Origin of the sequence: Desulforapulum autotrophicum HRM2 (assembly GCF_000020365.1) — a bacterium.
Taxonomy (GTDB): Bacteria; Desulfobacterota; Desulfobacteria; order Desulfobacterales; family Desulfobacteraceae; genus Desulforapulum; species Desulforapulum autotrophicum.
On record NC_012108.1, the window covers coordinates 3,950,747 to 3,968,623 of the forward strand.

At 48.7% G+C, this 17,877-nt stretch carries 16 protein-coding genes, 1 rRNA gene and 2 pseudogenes; 8 read left to right on the forward strand and 11 right to left on the reverse strand.

Going from position 1 to position 17,877, the window contains the following annotated elements; genetic code table 11:
- The first annotated feature begins 195 nt into the window (after window positions 1–195).
- Window positions 196–2,655 (forward strand): radical SAM protein, encoded by a 2,460-nt coding sequence (locus tag HRM2_RS17240; protein WP_015905313.1) that lies wholly within the window; start codon window positions 196–198, stop codon window positions 2,653–2,655.
- 64 nt (window positions 2,656–2,719) lie between these two features.
- On the opposite strand, the gene HRM2_RS17245 is transcribed toward HRM2_RS17240, so the two are convergent.
- From HRM2_RS17245 to HRM2_RS17270, 6 genes are all read right to left on the reverse strand, one after another.
- Entirely contained in the window at window positions 2,720–3,832 is a 1,113-nt protein-coding gene (locus HRM2_RS17245) for an ABC transporter ATP-binding protein (RefSeq protein ID WP_015905314.1), read from the reverse strand.
- A 131-nt stretch (window positions 3,833–3,963) separates the two neighbouring features.
- A complete protein-coding gene (locus HRM2_RS17250) occupies window positions 3,964–5,124 on the reverse strand; it encodes an ABC transporter substrate-binding protein (protein WP_015905315.1) in 1,161 nt (386 codons plus the stop codon).
- 95 nt (window positions 5,125–5,219) lie between these two features.
- Window positions 5,220–6,011, reverse strand: a complete 792-nt coding sequence (locus HRM2_RS17255; protein WP_015905316.1) for an ABC transporter permease — start codon at window positions 6,009–6,011, stop codon at window positions 5,220–5,222.
- Window positions 6,012–6,016: 5 nt separating this feature from the next.
- Window positions 6,017–6,877, reverse strand: a complete 861-nt coding sequence (locus HRM2_RS17260) for an ABC transporter permease (protein WP_015905317.1) — start codon at window positions 6,875–6,877, stop codon at window positions 6,017–6,019.
- Between the two features lie 36 nt (window positions 6,878–6,913).
- Window positions 6,914–8,545, reverse strand: a complete 1,632-nt coding sequence (locus tag HRM2_RS17265; RefSeq protein ID WP_015905318.1) for an amidohydrolase — start codon at window positions 8,543–8,545, stop codon at window positions 6,914–6,916.
- Complete coding sequence (locus tag HRM2_RS17270) at window positions 8,545–9,582, reverse strand: proline racemase family protein (protein WP_015905319.1); 1,038 nt, start codon at window positions 9,580–9,582, stop codon at window positions 8,545–8,547. Before HRM2_RS17270 ends, HRM2_RS17265 begins: the two co-directional genes overlap by 1 nt.
- Window positions 9,583–9,932: 350 nt before the next feature.
- On the opposite strand from HRM2_RS17270, the gene HRM2_RS17275 reads away from it, so the two are divergent.
- Window positions 9,933–10,730, forward strand: a complete 798-nt coding sequence (locus tag HRM2_RS17275) for a sulfite exporter TauE/SafE family protein (RefSeq protein ID WP_015905320.1) — start codon at window positions 9,933–9,935, stop codon at window positions 10,728–10,730.
- Window positions 10,731–11,037: 307 nt separating this feature from the next.
- Here HRM2_RS17275 and HRM2_RS17280 read toward each other — a convergent pair whose 3' ends face one another.
- From HRM2_RS17280 to HRM2_RS17290, 3 genes are all read right to left on the reverse strand, one after another.
- Window positions 11,038–12,342 carry a TRAP transporter large permease gene (locus HRM2_RS17280; protein ID WP_015905321.1) on the reverse strand — a complete coding sequence of 435 codons (1,305 nt, stop codon included), beginning with the start codon at window positions 12,340–12,342 and terminating at the stop codon, window positions 11,038–11,040.
- Window positions 12,335–12,802, reverse strand: coding sequence for a TRAP transporter small permease (locus HRM2_RS17285; RefSeq protein WP_015905322.1), 468 nt, complete (start codon window positions 12,800–12,802; stop codon window positions 12,335–12,337). Before HRM2_RS17285 ends, HRM2_RS17280 begins: the two co-directional genes overlap by 8 nt.
- Before the next feature lie 149 nt (window positions 12,803–12,951).
- Entirely contained in the window at window positions 12,952–14,007 is a 1,056-nt protein-coding gene (locus tag HRM2_RS17290; protein ID WP_049770468.1) for a TRAP transporter substrate-binding protein, read from the reverse strand.
- A gap of 547 nt (window positions 14,008–14,554) precedes the next feature.
- On the opposite strand from HRM2_RS17290, the pseudogene HRM2_RS28385 reads away from it, so the two are divergent.
- From HRM2_RS28385 to HRM2_RS26155, 4 genes and pseudogenes are all read left to right on the forward strand, one after another.
- Window positions 14,555–14,746 (forward strand): annotated as a pseudogene (locus tag HRM2_RS28385) (Ada metal-binding domain-containing protein); the annotation flags it as partial.
- A 178-nt stretch (window positions 14,747–14,924) separates the two neighbouring features.
- Window positions 14,925–15,047: pseudogene (locus tag HRM2_RS28390) on the forward strand (hypothetical protein); the annotation flags it as partial.
- Window positions 15,048–15,185: 138 nt separating this feature from the next.
- Entirely contained in the window at window positions 15,186–15,986 is an 801-nt protein-coding gene (locus HRM2_RS17300; RefSeq protein ID WP_232364067.1) for a DNA-3-methyladenine glycosylase family protein, read from the forward strand.
- Window positions 15,987–15,999: 13 nt separating this feature from the next.
- Complete coding sequence (locus HRM2_RS26155) at window positions 16,000–16,155, forward strand: hypothetical protein (RefSeq protein WP_015905326.1); 156 nt, start codon at window positions 16,000–16,002, stop codon at window positions 16,153–16,155.
- A gap of 42 nt (window positions 16,156–16,197) precedes the next feature.
- On the opposite strand, the gene HRM2_RS25465 is transcribed toward HRM2_RS26155, so the two are convergent.
- Window positions 16,198–16,731, reverse strand: a complete 534-nt coding sequence (locus tag HRM2_RS25465; protein ID WP_015905327.1) for an EF-hand domain-containing protein — start codon at window positions 16,729–16,731, stop codon at window positions 16,198–16,200.
- Window positions 16,732–16,863: 132 nt separating this feature from the next.
- On the opposite strand from HRM2_RS25465, the gene HRM2_RS27765 reads away from it, so the two are divergent.
- Both HRM2_RS27765 and HRM2_RS27160 read left to right on the forward strand, forming a co-directional pair.
- Window positions 16,864–17,052: a hypothetical protein gene (locus HRM2_RS27765; RefSeq protein ID WP_232364068.1), complete on the forward strand. Its 189-nt coding sequence runs from the start codon at window positions 16,864–16,866 to the stop codon at window positions 17,050–17,052.
- Between the two features lie 131 nt (window positions 17,053–17,183).
- Window positions 17,184–17,327, forward strand: coding sequence for a hypothetical protein (locus tag HRM2_RS27160; protein WP_187149274.1), 144 nt, complete (start codon window positions 17,184–17,186; stop codon window positions 17,325–17,327).
- 374 nt (window positions 17,328–17,701) lie between these two features.
- Here the strand turns inward: HRM2_RS27160 and rrf are convergent.
- Window positions 17,702–17,818, reverse strand: a 5S ribosomal RNA gene (rrf, locus tag HRM2_RS17310).
- Window positions 17,819–17,877 lie beyond the last annotated feature (59 nt).

The window sequence follows — 17,877 nt, forward strand, 5'->3', positions numbered from 1 at the left end:
ATAAAATTCCAACCAAAGCTTCACCATAAGAAAAAGCTTCAAATTTCGTTGTAATCAAGGCAGATATCATGCTCTGGCCAAGCCGGTTCTATCCGGTTTTTAATGCTGCAATTTAGTATTGATTTAAGCAGATGAATAGTATAGAGCCATTAGTCAATAGAATCAAACTAATAGCTAAGACAAGGAGCAACGCGAATGGAACAACTTGACCGGTGCTGTGGTGTAACCTTCAGCAATTCAGGTGAAACACGAGAGATTTCTTTTGTTGAAATCGAAACGGCCATCATCGACTTTCTGGAAAACTTCACAGCCGAGAACCTTCTGGGCAGATCTTTTTTTGATCTTGTATCCAAGGGACCAGAACTTTCTTGCTATAATAACCTGCTTTATGCTGCCGGATTTAAGGGCAAAAGCCGGGATTTCATCGAAACCTTGCTCCTACAGCTTGAAAAGGCCGACTCAACCGTTGACAATCCTGTCTCCATCAATGGCGTTGTACTGCCTGCCATTGTTCTTCTGCCTGTTCTTGAAAAAATCATTCCAGGCGAACAGCTCATTACAGTCAAAGATAAAACTCAGGTCGAACGTCTTGCCAACCAGGTCATTCCCCCAGAGGACACAGCTGATATCAATCAGGTCATTGAGACCTACCCTGTGCGGTTCTCCATGCATACGGTTCGCCAGATGCGGGTTTCAAAGAGCGTTGCCTGCCAGTACCTACCCTTTAAGGAGGAACTCAACTCCGTGGGACACACAAACACCTGGATCGGCCAGTTCCACCAGGGGCTGCTCGAACAGATGTACCAGAATCGGGTCATTTTTCTGCTCAACATGACCTGCCCGGTTTACTGCCGATTCTGTTTCAGAAAGCACAAGGACTCAAGAAACGAAAAGAATCCCGGGGTTGACGATGTTTCAAAAGCTGTGGCCCATGTCAAGAATTCACCTGCCATCAAGGAGATCGTCATCACCGGCGGGGATCCCTTTATCAACCGCAACAACATGGAACGGGCCATCCAGGAGTTAAAAGAGATAGACCATGTTGAGACCCTCAGGCTTGCCACCAGATCTATTGCCTACTACCCCCAGCTTTTTTTAAAGGATAACAGCCGATGGCTCAACTACCTGAAAGCGAAAAACCTGGAACTGATGCAGAAGGGCAAGCGCATTGAGGTGGCCACCCATTTTATCCATCCAGATGAGGTATCGGTCCAGAGTCTTTCCATCATCTCCGATCTTGTGGCGGGCGGCATTGGCGTCTATGTCCAGACACCGTTTCTTGAAGGATGCAACGACAATGGACCAGAACTTGTGACCCTGTTCCAGGCATTGAGGGGCGCAGGTGCAGAGATCCACTATATTTACATCCCATGCAGCCCCATCCACGGCAACAGCGTATACTGGTCTCCGCTTTCCAAGGGAATTCAGGCGGGTCGTTACCTCCGGGCCCATGCCTCAGACCGGAGCATTCCCAGAATATGCACGGCAACCCCCATTGGCAAAATGGACTGGAACACCAGCGGCTGGGCCGTTGAACAGGACAAGGAAAATCCCGACTTCATCTGGCTTAGAACCCCCTACACTCCGGATTATTTCAACCGGTTTGCCCCGGTTGCAAACGATCTTGAAGTGATCCGCAGGAACGACGAGGGGACCATTGATGTAAGATACATGGCCAAAATCGGGGATGAATCTCTGTTCATGGGATCCCGCCCTGCCCGGATCAAATCTGGAACAGACAGGGTGTTTGACATGGAAAGATACAATCTTTCAAAAGCCCTGCTCCTTGAGCATTCTGGCCTTGGCTCTTCCATCGTTCGCGTAAATTCAACCACCCTTGCCCGGGTTCATAAAACAAGGGTGGAGCTTGACGTTAACTTCACCGATGCTGACATCGACTACATCAAAAGCCAGCGGGATATCTTTGATGTGGTGCTTGTCTCAAAAACCAAGGATCCAGTCCAGTCCGCCGCCCGGATACGACAACTTGCCACAACCTTGAAAGAAGTCCAGCATGTGAACAGCCTCAGGATAAGATCCCTTGACTTTGTTCATCATCCAGACACCTACACCTCTGGACTTGTGGAAACCCTTGGAAGGCTCAACTGCCTTTCCGTTGCCAATCCGTTGAGGGTAGAAATTGAAACCTGGGTGGTGTGTGCGGACGAACTCACCCCACGACAGCAACAAATAACCCAGGCCCTTTACCGACGAGGAATCACCACCTACTTTAATGTTGCCCTGATCACAGGGGTCAATGACAATGAAGATGAGATTCAGAAAATTGCATACACAAGCCGTGGATTCGGCATGCAGTTCCACCACGTTTATTTGGCAGGTCTGGAGATCCAAAACCGGATGAACGGCGAAAACAAGGTTAAAGTCGACGATATTTTTGATATTGCCACCCGGGTCAGACGGGAAGGCTCCGGACGGGAAATCCCGGGTTATATTATAAGGACAGACATCGGTGAGGTGGATTTTGGTATTTCCACACGATTTACCACGGACAGGGAAACAGTGAAGATAGAGCTTCTGCCCTACTCCCTGGACTACTTCAAGGCCATGGACCCCGAATTCACCTGGCCTGAAACCGTTTGCTGCAATGACAATGGGATTCCGGTGACAACGGTTCCCCTGGTAAAAATCGACTAAACAACATGGCCGGAGCAGGGTATCTGCTCCGGCCGAATCAATATCTCCAGCTCAACACCCGAACCTATGCTTTGGGCCTGGCCCTTAAAAGGCGGCAGTTTTCCGGGTTAACCGAAATATGAACCTCATCACCCTGTTTAAAGGGGTTTCGTTTCACAAGGTTGATCACATGGATGACCTGGCCGTTGGGAAGCTCCACATAGTAACTCACCTCTCCGCCCATGTAGCTTCGATCACTGATGCGACCAAAGAGAAGGTTCATGTTCTCTTCACCATTATAGTCAGACCGATGCCCTAGGAGAAACTTCTGGGCACGGACCACGATGTCCACCTTGTCACCGGCAAGGAAGGGTTCCGAAGACCTGGCCAAAAAGCTTGTCTTGTCCTCGAGCCTGACCTTTACCATCTCATCCTCATTGGACTCAACAACGGCGGATAAAAAATTGGAATGGCCCAGAAAGTCGGCCACAAAATGGTTGACCGAATTATTGTACACCTCAATGGGGGTACCCTCCTGCTGCTTTTTCCCGTCCTTCATCACAATGATCTTGTCGGACATGGATAAGGCTTCCCTCTGGTCGTGGGTGACAAACAAGGTGGTCACCCCCAGGACCTGTTGAAGATTGTCGATCTCCCGTCGCATCTCTTCCCTTAAATTCTCGTCAAGGGCGGACAGCGGTTCGTCCATGAGCAGCACATCCGGCTCAATGACGATGGCCCTTGCAAGGGCGATACGTTGCTGCTGACCGCCTGAAAGCTGGGAGGGCATCCGGTTTTCCACCCCGGGAAGCCGCACCATCTCCAAGGCCTTGATGACCTTCGTTCTCATCTCATCCTTTGGAAATCCTCTGTATTTAAGCCCAAAGGCGACATTGTCAAAAATGGTCTTGTGGGGAAAGAGGGCATAGTTCTGGAAAATCATGCCAAGATTTCGTTTGTGGATGGGTGTATCATTGACCCGTTTTCCCTTGATAATGATATCGCCTTCGGTGGGACTCTCAAGGCCTGCAAGCATCCTTAAAAGGGTTGTCTTGCCGCAACCGGACGGGCCAAGCAAGGTCACAAGGGACCCCTCTGGGATATCAAGATCCATGGTTTGAACAGCAGTCACTTTTCCAAAACGCTTCACAATTCCCTTGAACTTCACAAATGCGGGATCTTTCTCTTTTTTCGACATCTTTCTCCAAAAAATTGCAGGCTAAGGGTTGAACTTCAGAACCCGCGGGGGAAAAATTTCCCCCGGTACTTGGGAACAATTTAAAATTTATCCCAAGTACATACGGGCCCTGTTTCTAATTTAATCTCGGATCAGGCCCCTGCTCTAACCCTGTCCCATTTTTCAGACCACTCGACCTGGTGGCTGTTCCAATAGGCAGGCTTGGCAAACAAAAAGCCGTCCAGCTTTCCCGTGGGATCATAGGCCGGCAGTTTTTGAACGGCCTCGGGCATGGGAACCTTGGTCGGATCAAGGCTTGATGGATAGCCCTGGGCCTCGGCAACGGCGATGGAACACTCAGGATCCAGCATGAAGTTAAGCAAATCCTGGGCCACATTAAGGTCAGTCCCCTTGAGCACGTAGATATACTCCATCCAGGAATAGGTATTGGGAACCGCCATGTAGGCAATGGGATGTCCCTGTTTCTGGAGGGTGGCAACCCGTCCGGAATAGGCCGTGGTGGCATGGATGTCACCATTGGCCAGAAGGCTCATCAGCTCTGCCCCTGACTCCCAGTACTTTTTAATAAGCTTTCTCTGCTCTCTCAGGGCGTCCCAAACGGCATTGACATCGGTAATATTGTTGGGATCCTGACCGGTATAAAGGGCTGCATACCACATGTTTGTCCTGAAATCAGCACCCCAGCTGGAAATCTTCCCCTTGAGATTCTTGTCCCATAACAGCTTGGTTCCTAATTTTTCAGCATCGGCCTTTGAGATTTTTTCCGTATTGTAGGCAATGCCGGTCTGGCCGATATCATAGGGCACAGCAGAAAGGGTGCCATTGGAAATGTCCTTGAGGGTATTAACCATTTTGGGCATGACATTGGCAAGATTTGGAATTTTGGCCTCGTCAAGGGCTACGCCGAATCCCAGCTCCGTGTACCGGGCATAATCATATACGGCACTCAAATGGGCAAGGTTGAACTCTCCTCCCGGGGGAATAGAGGCCTTAACCTGGGTTAAAAAGGCGTCCATGCCTGTAAAGGCGGCATTGACCACTGTCACGCCCGTGGCCTTGGTGTAGGGAGTAAAGGCATACTTGACAAAGGCCTCGGCCACGGTTCCGCCCCAGCCGTGAAAGGTGATGGATTTTGAGGCAAAGGCGTTCCTGATCGCACCAAAGGGGCCGCCAACAAGCCCTGCTGCAGCGCCTGCCATGCCCAGGTACTTGACAAACTCCCTTCGTGAAATTTTTTTCTCGTCAAATGCCTGACGAACCGTATCAAGATCTTGCTTTAACCTTTTTTCCATGAAAAGAACCTCCTTGTTAGTTGGGGTGTTGATAATGGACCTTTCAGATCCAAGCCGGGGAGGAAGAGATATCCGCCCCCAAAGTTCATAACAGATTAATTGCCCCTGGCAAATTTCCGGGAAAGATAGCCGGCGGCAAGGGGCAGGGAAACCGTGAGAACAATCATCACAGCCCCCAGGGCATTAATTTCAGGACTGATGGAATTTCTCAGCATCCCGAAAATCTGAACAGGAACGGTCTGGTTTCTAGCCGTTGCCCAGAAGAGTGTCGCCGTTACATCGTCAAACGAGATGGTAAAGGCAAATAGCATACCGGCAAAAACCGCCGGAGCAAGCAATGGAAAGGTTATCTCCATAAAGGTCTGGAATGGATTTGCACCCAGGGAAAGGGCTGCCTCCTCGTACTCTCTTCGTATGCCCACAAGCCTTGCCTGGACCACCAGCAGCACATAGGGAAGGGTGAGCACCACATGGCCGATGAGCAGCAGCAGAAAACTCTTGGGCTGCTCAAGCCACCGGATAAAGAGCAGGAGCGCAACCCCCAGGACCACCTCGGGAATCATGATAGGCGCAAGCAACAGGGTGTTGAGGCCCTCCTTGCCCCAGAAATCGTACCGTACAAAGGCCATGGCTGCAGGGATACCAATGGCTGTGGCAAAAACGGCCGTAAGTGAACCCAGCACCAGGGAATTTTTAAAGGCCGTTAAAATGGTGGGGTTGTGGAGCAGCTTTCCATACCATTTGAGGCTGAAGCCGTCCATGGGAAAGGATCCAAACTGCTGGGGGTTGAACGACAAAAGTACCACGGCCACAATGGGGGTAAACATCCATAAATAAACAAGCAGCGTATAGCCCCGGATCAGGGACCATCCTGAAAAAATTTTCATGCAAATCACCTCAGGCTTTTAAATATCTGGTTGATGCCAAGATAACGGTTGTAGGTATAGACAATCACCCCGAGAAGACCGAGAAGAATGGTGGATATGGCCGATCCAAAGGGCCAGTCCAAGGTGCCGATAATGCGCTTGAAAATCAGGTTTGCGATCATCTCATTTCCCGGCCCGCCAAGAATCATGGGGGGCAGATAGGTGCCGCAGGTGAGCACAAAGACCAGCAGGCATCCGGCAGACACCCCGGGAAGACTTAAGGGAAGGGTCACCTCCCTGAAGGCCTGCCATTCAGTACAGCCAAGGCTTGTGGCAGCCTCGGTGAGACTCTTGTCGATCCCGTCAAGGCTCACATAGATATTGAGAATCATGAACGGAAGCAGATACTGGAGAAGCCCCATGAGCACGGCTCCCTCGTTGTAGAGCATGGACAGGGGCGATGAAATAATTCCCACCTTCATCAATAGATGGTTGATCAACCCTGAATCCCCAAGAATATTTATCCAGCTCAGGGTTCTTATGATAAAACTGATCCAGAAGGGCAACATGATGAGAATCATGAGCACCGGCTTAAAACGGGATTCTGTCCTGTAGAAGAAATAGGCCGGCACATACCCCATGGCAAGGCAGATAAACACCGTCTCAAGGGCAACCCTGATGGTACGTAGCAGCAACGATGGATAAAAGGTATCTGCAAAAAATTTGGCGTAATTTCCCATCTGAAATGCTGGGATATCACTGCCGTTGGGTGCCCTTAACCAGAAACTATACACCACCACAAAACAGACAGGAACCACCAGAAGGAGAAAAACTGCCGAAAGGGATGGCGAAAGAAGGGCCCAGGGTTTCCAGTTTTTATTGTTCATAATATTTCTATCCGAACTCCTTTGATGTGGTACCGATTAATTTTTACTCTTCCCTCGATTATGGACGATTTTGCCGTTAAAAACGGTCATATCAACCTTGACATCGGCAATATCAAGGGGGTCCATCCCATAGAGATTCTGATCAAGAACGATGAGATCGGCAAATTTTCCCACCGTAACGCTCCCAAGGCTGTCATCCTGACATGCGGCAACAGCAGGGGTAATGGTATACCCCCTTACGGCCTCGTCAACAGTCAAGGCGTGCTCCATGTGCCAACCGCCCACAGGCGTCCGGTTCATGCGGGTACGGTTCACGGCTGAAAAAATACCGCAGACCGGTTTTGGGTTGCACACCGGTGCATCTGAGCTGAGAATCAGGGGGATTTTTTTATCAAGAACTCGCTTGAGGGGGTAGGTGAAACCACTTCTTTCCCCCACGGACTGCTCAATCATGGAGATGTCAAGACTCAGGTTGTTTGGCTGACAGGAGACAATCACGTTACCCAGGGTGGCAAGCAGGTCCATATCTTCCGGCTCAACCATCTGCAAATGTTCTATTCTGTGGGGAACCCGTACGGCCGATTGTTCCAGGTCGTGGATGCGCTTGAATATGGCCACGATCTCCCGGTTAGCACGGGTGCCGATGGCATGAACCATGACGCTAAGACCTGCTTTGTCTGCCCGTTGAATCTTGTCATCCAGCTCCTCAACCGGGGTAAGGGGCATGCCGCATTCAGCATCAAGATAGGCATCGTTCATCCATGCAGTCCGGGCACCCATTCCACCGTCGGCAAAAAACTTGAGATGGCCGATGCGTAAAAGATCATCCCCCATGCCCGTTCGCAGCCCAAGTGCAATGGCCTCATTGGTCATCTCACCGGGCAGGGACACATGGCACCGGATGTTGAGGCGGTTTTCCTCCCTGAGGCGCTGCCAGGCCCTTAATGACGCAGGTCCGTCAAGACCGCCCATGAGTCTGATGTCGTGGATACCGGTAATACCGAGGGAATGAAGAAACCCAAACCCCTGTTCCATGATGTCAAGCAGGCTTTTTTCATCGGGTTCAGGAATGACATTTTTAATTAAATTCGGGGCAAGCTCCCGGAGTACCCCGGTGACCCGACCATTTTTGTCCCGGGCAATCACTCCCATGGGGGGATCCAGGGTTTTGTCATCAATTCCGGCAAGGGCAAGGGCCTTGGAGTTGGCAACGGCCAAGTGAAGATCACACCGCCAGATACATACGGGATTATCCGGCGCCTGGCGGTCAAGATCGTCCCGGTCGGGGATCTTGTTTTCCGGCCAGTCGGTTTCGTTGAATCCATTACCGGTCACCCACGCCCCGGGACCTGCTGCAACAGCCTTTTGACGGACCATCTCGGCCATCTCCCCAAACGAGGCGGCCGTGGAAAGATCAATACTATCGTTGTTCAGGGCCCAGTCAAAATAGTGGAAATGGGCATCTGTGAACCCGGGCAGCATGAGGCGTCCGCCAAGGTCGATGATTTCTGTATGGTCAGCGGCCATGGCCTTTACGGTTTGGGTGTTTCCCACCGCAACAATTCTCCGGCCCTTTACGGCAACGGCCTGGGCAACGGGTTGGTCAGGGTCCTGGGTTCTGACATTTGCATTAATGAAAATAAGATCAGGGACAACGAACGTGGTCATCAGAGCATAAATCCTTGTTGAAAAGGGTCATCCGGATCAAGGAAAAAACGGTGAACCCCGGTTATGTGTGCATTCCCCCTTATTTGAACACCAACGGCGTCAAAGGAGCCCACTTTTTTAAGGTCGATGATTTCAGCCTCAAATGAGGTGTTCAGGGGACTGTAGTTGGTCAGTGTCTGGTGGGGCTTTATTCGTCCATGGTGGTGCAGCAGGGCAAGCTTTGCCGTGGTACCTGTGCCACAGGGAGATCTGTCCATGTGGGACTCGCCATAGACAACGATATTGCGCCCCTCCATGGTTTCGTGCATGTCTGGGTCATAGAACTCGGCAACATCCACGGTGGTGACGTCGGGTCGTTCAGGGTGGAAGACCCTGAGCTGATCGTTTGCGGCATCAATGATCTTCATCCCCAGATCAACCAGACGTTTACCGTTTTCAACCCCAAGGGAAATGCCAGTATCCCTGGATGAAACCATGGCAAAGAACCCGCCGGCATAGACAAGATCAACCGAAAGCGATCCAAAGCCCGGTACATCAACGATATTTCCAGTGCTGTGAACAAAGGCCGGCACCATGGAGATGGCAACGGATACAAGGCGTTGACCGTTTACAATTGCCGTGGCTGTCATGGGGCCAGCAGGGGTGTCAATGATGATAGGATTTTCCCCTTCTGCGACCTTGATGGCCCCTGTTTTCACCAGGGTAACAACGGCGCCGATGGTACCGTGACCGCAAAGGTAGGGATAGCGTTTTGCATCCATGTAGATCAGTCCGAAATCAGCCCCCGGGGTTACCCCTTCAGTGACCAGGGCTGCAAGCACACCGCTTCCACCCCTGGGTTCCTGGGTGAGAAGACAGCGAACAGGGTCCAACTCTCGCTTGAATGTCACAAGTTTCTCAAACAGGGTGTTGCCGGCAACCGGGCCCACACCACCGACAATGAGACGGGTGGATTCGCCAGCAGTGTGGGAATCGATGGTAATAATCTCCCTGGACGTATCCATTTTAAAGTCAGCAATATTTTGAGCAGTCATCATGGGGATTAATTTTCCAATTCAGATTAACATCAGTGCAAATGACTTCTTTGGATAGCATTTTAATCGACCCAAGATCAAGTAATTAAGATTTTTTTTCCATTATTTTATGATTCATTACAAAATTGTAAACAATTTTTCTCCTGTTCTGACAGTGAGAACAGAATCAATTATTGATACTACCAATATTTCATCAATCATGATAAAAGTTAACTCCATTTTTTTACTAATCGGCCTGCCGGAGCAAGGTCTCTGCCCTGGCCACAATAAAAGTTGAAACGTCTCCACTGGCGATGCCTGGGTGGACATTTCAGAGAAAAGGCCATTAGAACAGATAAAGATAAGGAGTTGTTATGTTGAGTGTTATTGTTGTCTACCTCATTCTCGGTACCTGTGCCGGGATTCTGTCCGGGCTTCTTGGCATAGGCGGTGGTCTCATAATTGTTCCCATGCTGGTAGCAAGCCTCACCTGGCAGCAGATCCCGGAACAATTTATCATGCATCTTGCCCTTGGCACATCCATGGCCACCATTATTTTTACATCGGTCTCAAGTTTCATGGCCCACCACCGGCGGGGGGCGGTCCACTGGCCGGTGGTCCGGCAGATCACACCCGGCATTCTGACGGGCACCTTTCTTGGTTCCTGCGTTGCAGCAAGACTTTCAGGATCGTTTCTAAGGGGAATGTTTGTGGTGTTTCTCTATTATGTGGCCATACAGATGATCACCAGCAAGAAACCCAAACCATCAAGGCACATCCCTGGCAAGGCAGGCATGTTCGGCGTGGGCAATATCATTGGCGGGGTATCAAGCCTTGTGGGGATCGGCGGGGGAACCCTGTCCGTGCCTTTTATGATGTGGTGCAACATACCGGTCCATGAGGCCATCGGTACTTCGGCAGCCATTGGTTTTCCCATTGCCATCGCCGGAACCCTGGGATACATCTACAACGGCATACACGAAGTCGGGCTTCCAGCCTATTCCATTGGCTATATCTATCTTCCAGCCCTTGCCGGTATTTTATCTGCAAGCGTACTCACAGCACCTCTGGGTGTCCGCCTGGCCCACAGCCTGCCCGTTCCTAAACTCAAACGGGTATTTGCCATCCTCTTGCTTGTGGTGGCAACACGAATGCTGATATCAATTTTCTAAGAATAGTTCAGTAACTTCGGCCAGGGCAAAGGTCCTGCTCTGGCCGTGGCGATTGCCAATGAATAACCCAACTTTCGGGTTTTAACTTTGATAATCGGGGGCAGGGTCACCCTTATGTTATTGTGCTTTTACACAACAACTTGCCCCCTTTCCAAGCCTAACAAAAAAAAGCAAGGGATAACCCTCATGTAAACAGCCAATCTCGAAAGGGGACTAAGGGACTCAGAAATAAATAAATCCTCAATCTTGCTTGTCTTTCAGCTCGTCTTCTGCGTTGCATCAAAGGGTACATATTTCAATAATCGCCCTACCCGATCATATCCGGCAAGAATGTGGCAATGGCGGGAAAGGCAATCATGATCGCCGTACCCACAATCAGCGCAATCAGAAAAGGAATCACCCCAATGAAAATCTCTTCCATGGGTACATCCGGGGAGAGCCCCTTTACGATGTAGACATTAACACCCACGGGCGGGGTAATAATTCCCATCTGGGTAATCAACACGATGATGACCCCAAACCAGATTAAATCATAACCAAGGCCAGAAACGATGGGATAAAAAATGGGGATGGTCAGTGTAATCAGAGCCAGGGCATCGATAAAACAACCGCCCACCAGATAGATTAAACAGATCAACGAAATAATGGCCCACCCCGGCCAGTTAAGGGTGGCAACAAGGTTGGCTCCCTCCATGGGAATACGGGTCAGGGCAAGAAAATGACCAAAGATAGTGGCTCCTGCAACTAGCATGATCACCATGGCCGAGGTCTTCAGGGTATCATAGACGGCACTTTTAAAATTGCGCCAGGAAAGCTTTCCCTGAACAACCGCAATGACAAGAAGAGCAAACGAACCCACGGCTCCAGCCTTGGTCGGGGTGAAGAACCCGAAAAACATCCCGCCCATGACCACAAGAAAGACTATAGCTGTCTCCCAAATCTCAAAAAGGGCAAGGAATCTTTCTTTGATGGGAAAGGCGTCACCCCTGGGTCCCTGGTCTGGATAGATGGCACAATAAACAACAATGGCCACGATAAAAAGCCCGGCAATGAGAAAGGCCGGAATAATACCGGCAATAAACAGCTTGCCGATGGAAAGCTGGGTGAGGATACCGTAGATAATAAGAACCACGCTGGGCGGCATGAGAACACCAATCCCCCCGCCTGCGGCAACTGAACCCGTGGCAAGCCTGTTGCCGTAGTTATAACGCCGCATCTCAGGTAAACCAATCGTACCCATGGTAGCTGCAGTTGCAGTGGTGGAACCGCAGATCGCTCCAAAGGCGGTACAGGCGGCAATCGTTGCCATGGCAAGCCCTCCCCTGACCCGGCCAATGCATTTGTTGGCCACATCGTAGAGCTTTGCACTCACCCCGGCATAGTAGGCAATGAACCCCATGAATACAAAAAGGGGAACCAGGGCAAGGCTATAGGAGGAAAACACGTCAAACATGTCCCTGGATAAAAGAGAGACGGCCGCTTTGAAATTGGTCAGATACCAGTACCCGACAAACCCGACAACAGCCATGGAATAGGCAACGGCAAGCCGTATGAAAAAGAGCATCAACAGAACGACAACCCCCAAAAGCCCCACCAGGGTGTACTCATTCATAGCAATTCCCCCGCACAAGTCCTGCAAGCTTTGCCGCAACCACCAAAGTCAGGACAGTACATCCAAAGGCCACGGCATAAAGAACGTAGAAAGTAGGCAATTCCAGGGTGGCCGACACCTGGCCAATTCGCTTTAATTCAGCTCCGTAATTAAAACACTCCCAGGACATGAGCCCAAAAAAGGCGACCATCAGAACAGAAAGCAGGGTGTTGAGAATTCTCTTCACCCGGGAAGAAAACGTAAGATAAAAAATATCCACCCCGATGTGGGCTTTTTCTCCATGGGCCGCAGGAAGCACAAAGGCGATGAGAAGTGCTGCCATGAGCGAAACAATCTCTTCTGATCCCAACACCGGAGCGTCAAAAAAATTGCCCACCACATCCGTGCAGGTAACAAGCATCATGGCAATCAGCATGACGCCGGAAACCATTTTCATAAATCCAGATAACCGATTAATCATCTATTTTTCCTCTATCATACCGTCGAACGGCTTCAGACCCGCACCCTTGATCTGAGCATAAAAACCTATTGGATCGGGCTGCCCCCATGGGGATCTGAAACCGCTTTAAACAAATTAACGCTGACAAATAAATACGAACAAATTGACAATTAGAGATAACTACTCTCAAAATTCCCTTGATTATAAGTATCCAGGCGATCATTGAGAAACTTGAGAGCCTCTTGTCCGGGAACGCCTCGTTTTTCAGTCTTCTCAAGATAGGTATCAAACACGGGGGTCACTGCCTCTTTCCAGCGAAGCGCTTCATCCGGTGCAATACCGATCATGGCGTTGCCAAGGCCAAGGGAAAAAGTCACCCCCTCGTAATCGCTCTCATCCCATGCAGCACCATGTTTTGCAGCCCATTCGTGATTAATGGCCTGGATGGCAGTTTTTGCACCATCGGACAGGGCATCCCATTTGGCCTGGTTCATGACAACAAAAAAGCCAACCGAGTATGCCGTTGGATAGCATGCGATGGTATAATCGGTAACCTCGCCCATTTTCCATCCCTTGTTGGTCTCTTCGGGATAGACAGCGCCTTCCACAACGCCCTTTTGCAAGGCCTGGTACACTTCGGGCATGGGCATGGAAACAGGTGTGGCCCCAAGGGCCTTGATCATTCCGGCAACGGAACCGGGAGATCTTAATTTGAGGCCTTTAAGATCTGCCATGGTCTTAACCTCTTTTTTCTGGGTATGAATCAATCCGGGTCCGTGGGCATGGAGGAACATGACCTTGGTGTCTGAAAGTTCGGCCGGTTTAAATTGATCGTACAGTTCATTGAACACAGCCGTTGCAAAACGACCACTGGGATTTCCAAAGGGGAGGTTAATGACATCCATGAGCGGGAAACGTCCCCGGGTATAGAGGAGGCAGGACATCCCGATATCTGTCCTTCCTGTAACAACCCCATCATAAATCTGAGCTGCTTTGACCAAGGTATTCCCGGCGTAATAGGAGATCTTGACTTCGCCATTAGTGCGTTTTTCAACCGCTTCACACCATGATTGCGCAAGCTTGCTCTGGACGTGACTTGGGGGAAAGAAATTACTGTAGGTCAGGTTGACCTCCTTAGCCGATGCGCTTCCGGACAGAACCGAAAAAGCTGATAGAAGAAAAGCCCCCAGCATCAGGGAAACGATCCTTGTTGGTACCGGTTTCATTTTAAATTCCTCCTCAAGGTTTTTTGTCACATTTGCCGCAGGCGTTAGACCCAGGCAGATAACTTGGTTAAGTCTATTTACATATACTGTCAACTGTCGCATGTCCAGCAAAGAACGCCTTTCCCATAAAAAACCCTGACCAGGGCAGCCCAGGTACTGCAAAAATCCGACCCTCTATTGTTTCACTTGAAGTATTGAGTTTCAGGTGTATTTTTAAAGTCACTTCCGAAAACCGCCAGCATATCCTTTTCCATCGTGATAAATTTATTACCTGTTTCAGGTCGTCGTCACCAGGTAAGGGGCTCAGATGTAAATAATTCCACAAATATGGTGCAGGATTTCAGCTCGTATTCAAGGCGTATCAAAGGGAGCATATTGAAATATGTGCCCTTTAATGCAACGCAGAAGAAGAGCTGAAAGACAAGCAAGATTGAGAAATTATTTATTTCTGAGTCCCTAAGTTTATAATCTATTGAAAAAATTTAAGAAATGAATAAAATTATGGAAATGATCTGTTTCTGGAAAACGGGCTGGCAAAAAAAATAAAATGAATGATGCATACAAAATAGCCAGAATTACAAAGGATAAAAATTTCGATGGGAAATTCTTTTTCGGGGTGAAAACCACGGGAATTTTCTGCCGTCCCTCCTGCCCCGCCCCCACGGCTAAAGAGGAGAATGTGGTCTATTTTAAGGATATATTCGAGGCCCTTGATCAGTATTACCGACCTTGCCTCCGTTGCCGGCCGGATATACACCTGGATTATTACAATGGTAATGCTTCGGGCACCCTTATTGTTCAGACGGCCTTGAAAATGATCTATGACGGATATTTAAACACCAACACCATTACGGATCTGGCAAATGAACTGGCGGTCTCGGACCGTCACCTGCGGAAACTGTTTATTGAAAACTTAGGTGTGCCGCCGGTCAAGATTGCCAGGTACCACCGAGCCCTTTTTGCAAAAAAAATTGCTCCTGTTTTCAGACAAGCCCGTTACCGACATCGCTTTTGCCTCGGGATACGGCTCCATCCGTCAGTTCAACCAGGGTTTCAAAGAAATTTTTGGTATTACGCCGTCGGCGATAAAAAAGGAAAGGGACAATTCCGAAGACGGAAACACTACCTTGCTGCTGCCCTATGCCAGACCGTTAGATTTTTCCCAAGTGATTGAATTCATGAAATTTAGAGCCATACAGGGCGTGGAAGACATTGAAGATCAAAGATATTCCAGGACGTTCAGAACAAATCGGTCAAAAGGATACTTCATCGTCAGGGATAACCCCGGAAAATCAGCGATTGAACTGACCATTTACTGTGATGATATCCGGTGCTATATGGAAATCTACAACCGGGTCCGCCTGATGTTCGACCTGAATACCGATTTTTTCCCCATCAATAAAAAATTCATAAAGGACAAGCTCCTGTCCAAAGGGATGTCTGACGGTCATGTCCCCCGGCTGCCCATTGCCTTTAATTCATTTGAATTTTGTATCCGAGCTGTTCTGGGCCAACAGATTTCAGTACAAGCCGCTTCCACACTGGCCTCACGCATTGCAAAAAAAGCAGGACCTCAGACGGAAAAAAATTTCCCCCCTGGATTAGACTATTTTTTCCCGGGTCCCGAGGAATTGGTAAAAACCAGTTTGGAGGGCATCGGCATCACCGGTGTCAGGCAGGCCACCATCACCAATATTGCCCAGGGACTGCTGGACAATGTATTTTCCCTGAACCCCAACCAGCCCTTTGAGACTTTTCAAAAGGATTTTTCTGCCATCCGGGGAATTGGGGAATGGACAGTGAATTACGTGGCCATGAGGAGTCTGGGTATGGTGGATAGTTTTCCTGCCGCAGACCTTGGGATCATCAAGGCCCTGGAAAAAAACGGCAAACGACCCGGGAGAAAAGAGATATTGAAACAGGCGGAAAAATGGCGGCCTTACAGGGCATATGCCGCCCTCTGTCTTTGGAACCAATAAACAAGAAGAACTCATGTATTATACCATATTCAAAACCCGGTTCTGCAACATCACCCTGGCCGGGGATGAAAAGGGACTGGCCCATTTGCATCTCAACACCGGTGAGGGCAGCCGACAATTCGAAATCCAGGACAGTTGGGAGTTTAATCCGGATTTGCCCACGGCCTGAACATCAAAAAAAGACTCATCGACCTGGAAAAAAAACGGCCCATTAATCATTTAGTTTCATACTGTGGGCCTTTTTGAATTTAGACCATTCGCCTTGGTCCAGGGCACCGCTTCCGTCAAGATCAATTGCAGCAAAAACCTTTGTCTTTTCAGATGCGTCCGGGAAATGGGCGTTGAATTCCATGGGGCTAACCAGGTCATCTTTATCACTATCCATGTCCGAAAAAAGGGCATTGAAACCGGATGGATCAGGCAAGCCTTCAGCATGAAAATCTTTCTTATCATGCATTCCCATCCCTTTGTGCATTTCCTTAAAGGTGTGCCATTCATCATGGTTCAGCATTCCATCTTTGTCACTATCTAAAAAATCAAAGGCCTTTTGTTCAGAAGAAGGGAAAGCACTCTTGAACTCTATAAAACTAAGCAAATCATCACCATCAGTGTCCATATCAGAGAAATTTGTCTTTAATGCCATACCTCCACCTTTATGATGATAGGGTTGACCACAAAATCCTGGGGTAGCGGATAGCAATATAAAAAATACTGCCAATGCCAAAAATACTTTTATTCTCTTCATCGTATCATCTCCTTATTTACACGTTCTATTAATCATTCGTGAGAAAAACGCTCTTTAAATCCAGCACATCCATTGGTCGGATTATCATGTAGGATTAAACAAAATAAACATCCACAACAAGAATTCAATCTGATGCTGACCCTTTTTGCAGAAAAGCCTAGAACATTTTTTCTCCTTGGACAAGAAATTCCGGTTTCAGAATTTTTTCGTGGTGGAGAAAAGGCCTGCTTCTTCGCACTACCTCAAAAAAAGCCTTGCCCCTGTATCCCCTTCTCTTGGGAACTTCATTCTCGTATTAAAAATCAGATTACATGCGAATGAGGGGTTTATACCATCATTAGACCCCTATTCCTCTTGTATTGAAATATATATTTTCAGTTCATACTTTTGTATTAATGAACAGCAATGAACTTCCTAAAAATGAAAAGTATCAGAATAGATGAGGTGATATTATGACGAACAATCGAGATGAAAACTATATAGAAAACGACAACGAAAAAAGCGAAGGCCATTTAGATACCAGACACAAGAACTTTGAATGTGAATCACCGGATAAAAATCTTGGCTGTGATCCTGGCATTGATGTAGCGGGATGATACTGAATGGATGAAGGGCCTCTTTCAGGCTCTGACTCCCCTGAGCAATCCAAACCATAAAAACAAAGTTGAGGTATAATATGATAGGAATAATTCTTACGATTCTCGTTCTTGGATACTACTCTAATTCCTGCATAGGGAAAAAAGCAGAGTGCAGGTTGTAACGAAATCAAATCAACTTAACCATTTAAGATAGGGCAGAGCTTCGGCTTTGCCCTTTTGACATGAAAGGGTTAGAGGTACATCTCTCAAAGCTGACACAGACAAAGCACAGAAGTCATCCACGGAGGAAACCCCAAAAAAACAGAAGCCTTTTTTCAAATAAAAAAAGCCCTGATCATACATTTACGTATGATCAGGGCTTTATAAAAATAACCCGGCGGCGTCCTACTCTCCCACAGGGCCTCCCCTGCAGTACCATCAGCGCTAGAGGTCTTAACTTCCGTGTTCGAGATGGGAACGGGTGTGGCACCTCTGCCATTGCCACCGGATTAAACTTGGCAATCTATAATCTGTTGAAAGTATTTTCTGTATATCCGCATTAAAGCGT

Bases quoted from the DNA above. Each gene is read 5' to 3' on its own strand.
- HRM2_RS17240 (WP_015905313.1), top strand. From the start codon at position 196: ATGGAACAACTTGACCGGTGCTGTGGTGTAACCTTCAGCAATTCAGGT.
- HRM2_RS17245 (WP_015905314.1), bottom strand. From the start codon at position 3,832: ATGTCGAAAAAAGAGAAAGATCCCGCATTTGTGAAGTTCAAGGGAATT.
- HRM2_RS17250 (WP_015905315.1), bottom strand. From the start codon at position 5,124: ATGGAAAAAAGGTTAAAGCAAGATCTTGATACGGTTCGTCAGGCATTT.
- HRM2_RS17255 (WP_015905316.1), bottom strand. From the start codon at position 6,011: ATGAAAATTTTTTCAGGATGGTCCCTGATCCGGGGCTATACGCTGCTT.
- HRM2_RS17260 (WP_015905317.1), bottom strand. From the start codon at position 6,877: ATGAACAATAAAAACTGGAAACCCTGGGCCCTTCTTTCGCCATCCCTT.
- HRM2_RS17265 (WP_015905318.1), bottom strand. From the start codon at position 8,545: ATGACCACGTTCGTTGTCCCTGATCTTATTTTCATTAATGCAAATGTC.
- HRM2_RS17270 (WP_015905319.1), bottom strand. From the start codon at position 9,582: ATGATGACTGCTCAAAATATTGCTGACTTTAAAATGGATACGTCCAGG.
- HRM2_RS17275 (WP_015905320.1), top strand. From the start codon at position 9,933: ATGTTGAGTGTTATTGTTGTCTACCTCATTCTCGGTACCTGTGCCGGG.
- HRM2_RS17280 (WP_015905321.1), bottom strand. From the start codon at position 12,342: ATGAATGAGTACACCCTGGTGGGGCTTTTGGGGGTTGTCGTTCTGTTG.
- HRM2_RS17285 (WP_015905322.1), bottom strand. From the start codon at position 12,802: ATGATTAATCGGTTATCTGGATTTATGAAAATGGTTTCCGGCGTCATG.
- HRM2_RS17290 (WP_049770468.1), bottom strand. From the start codon at position 14,007: ATGAAACCGGTACCAACAAGGATCGTTTCCCTGATGCTGGGGGCTTTT.
- HRM2_RS17300 (WP_232364067.1), top strand. From the start codon at position 15,186: ATGAAATTTAGAGCCATACAGGGCGTGGAAGACATTGAAGATCAAAGA.
- HRM2_RS26155 (WP_015905326.1), top strand. From the start codon at position 16,000: ATGTATTATACCATATTCAAAACCCGGTTCTGCAACATCACCCTGGCC.
- HRM2_RS25465 (WP_015905327.1), bottom strand. From the start codon at position 16,731: ATGAAGAGAATAAAAGTATTTTTGGCATTGGCAGTATTTTTTATATTG.
- HRM2_RS27765 (WP_232364068.1), top strand. From the start codon at position 16,864: ATGCTGACCCTTTTTGCAGAAAAGCCTAGAACATTTTTTCTCCTTGGA.
- HRM2_RS27160 (WP_187149274.1), top strand. From the start codon at position 17,184: ATGACGAACAATCGAGATGAAAACTATATAGAAAACGACAACGAAAAA.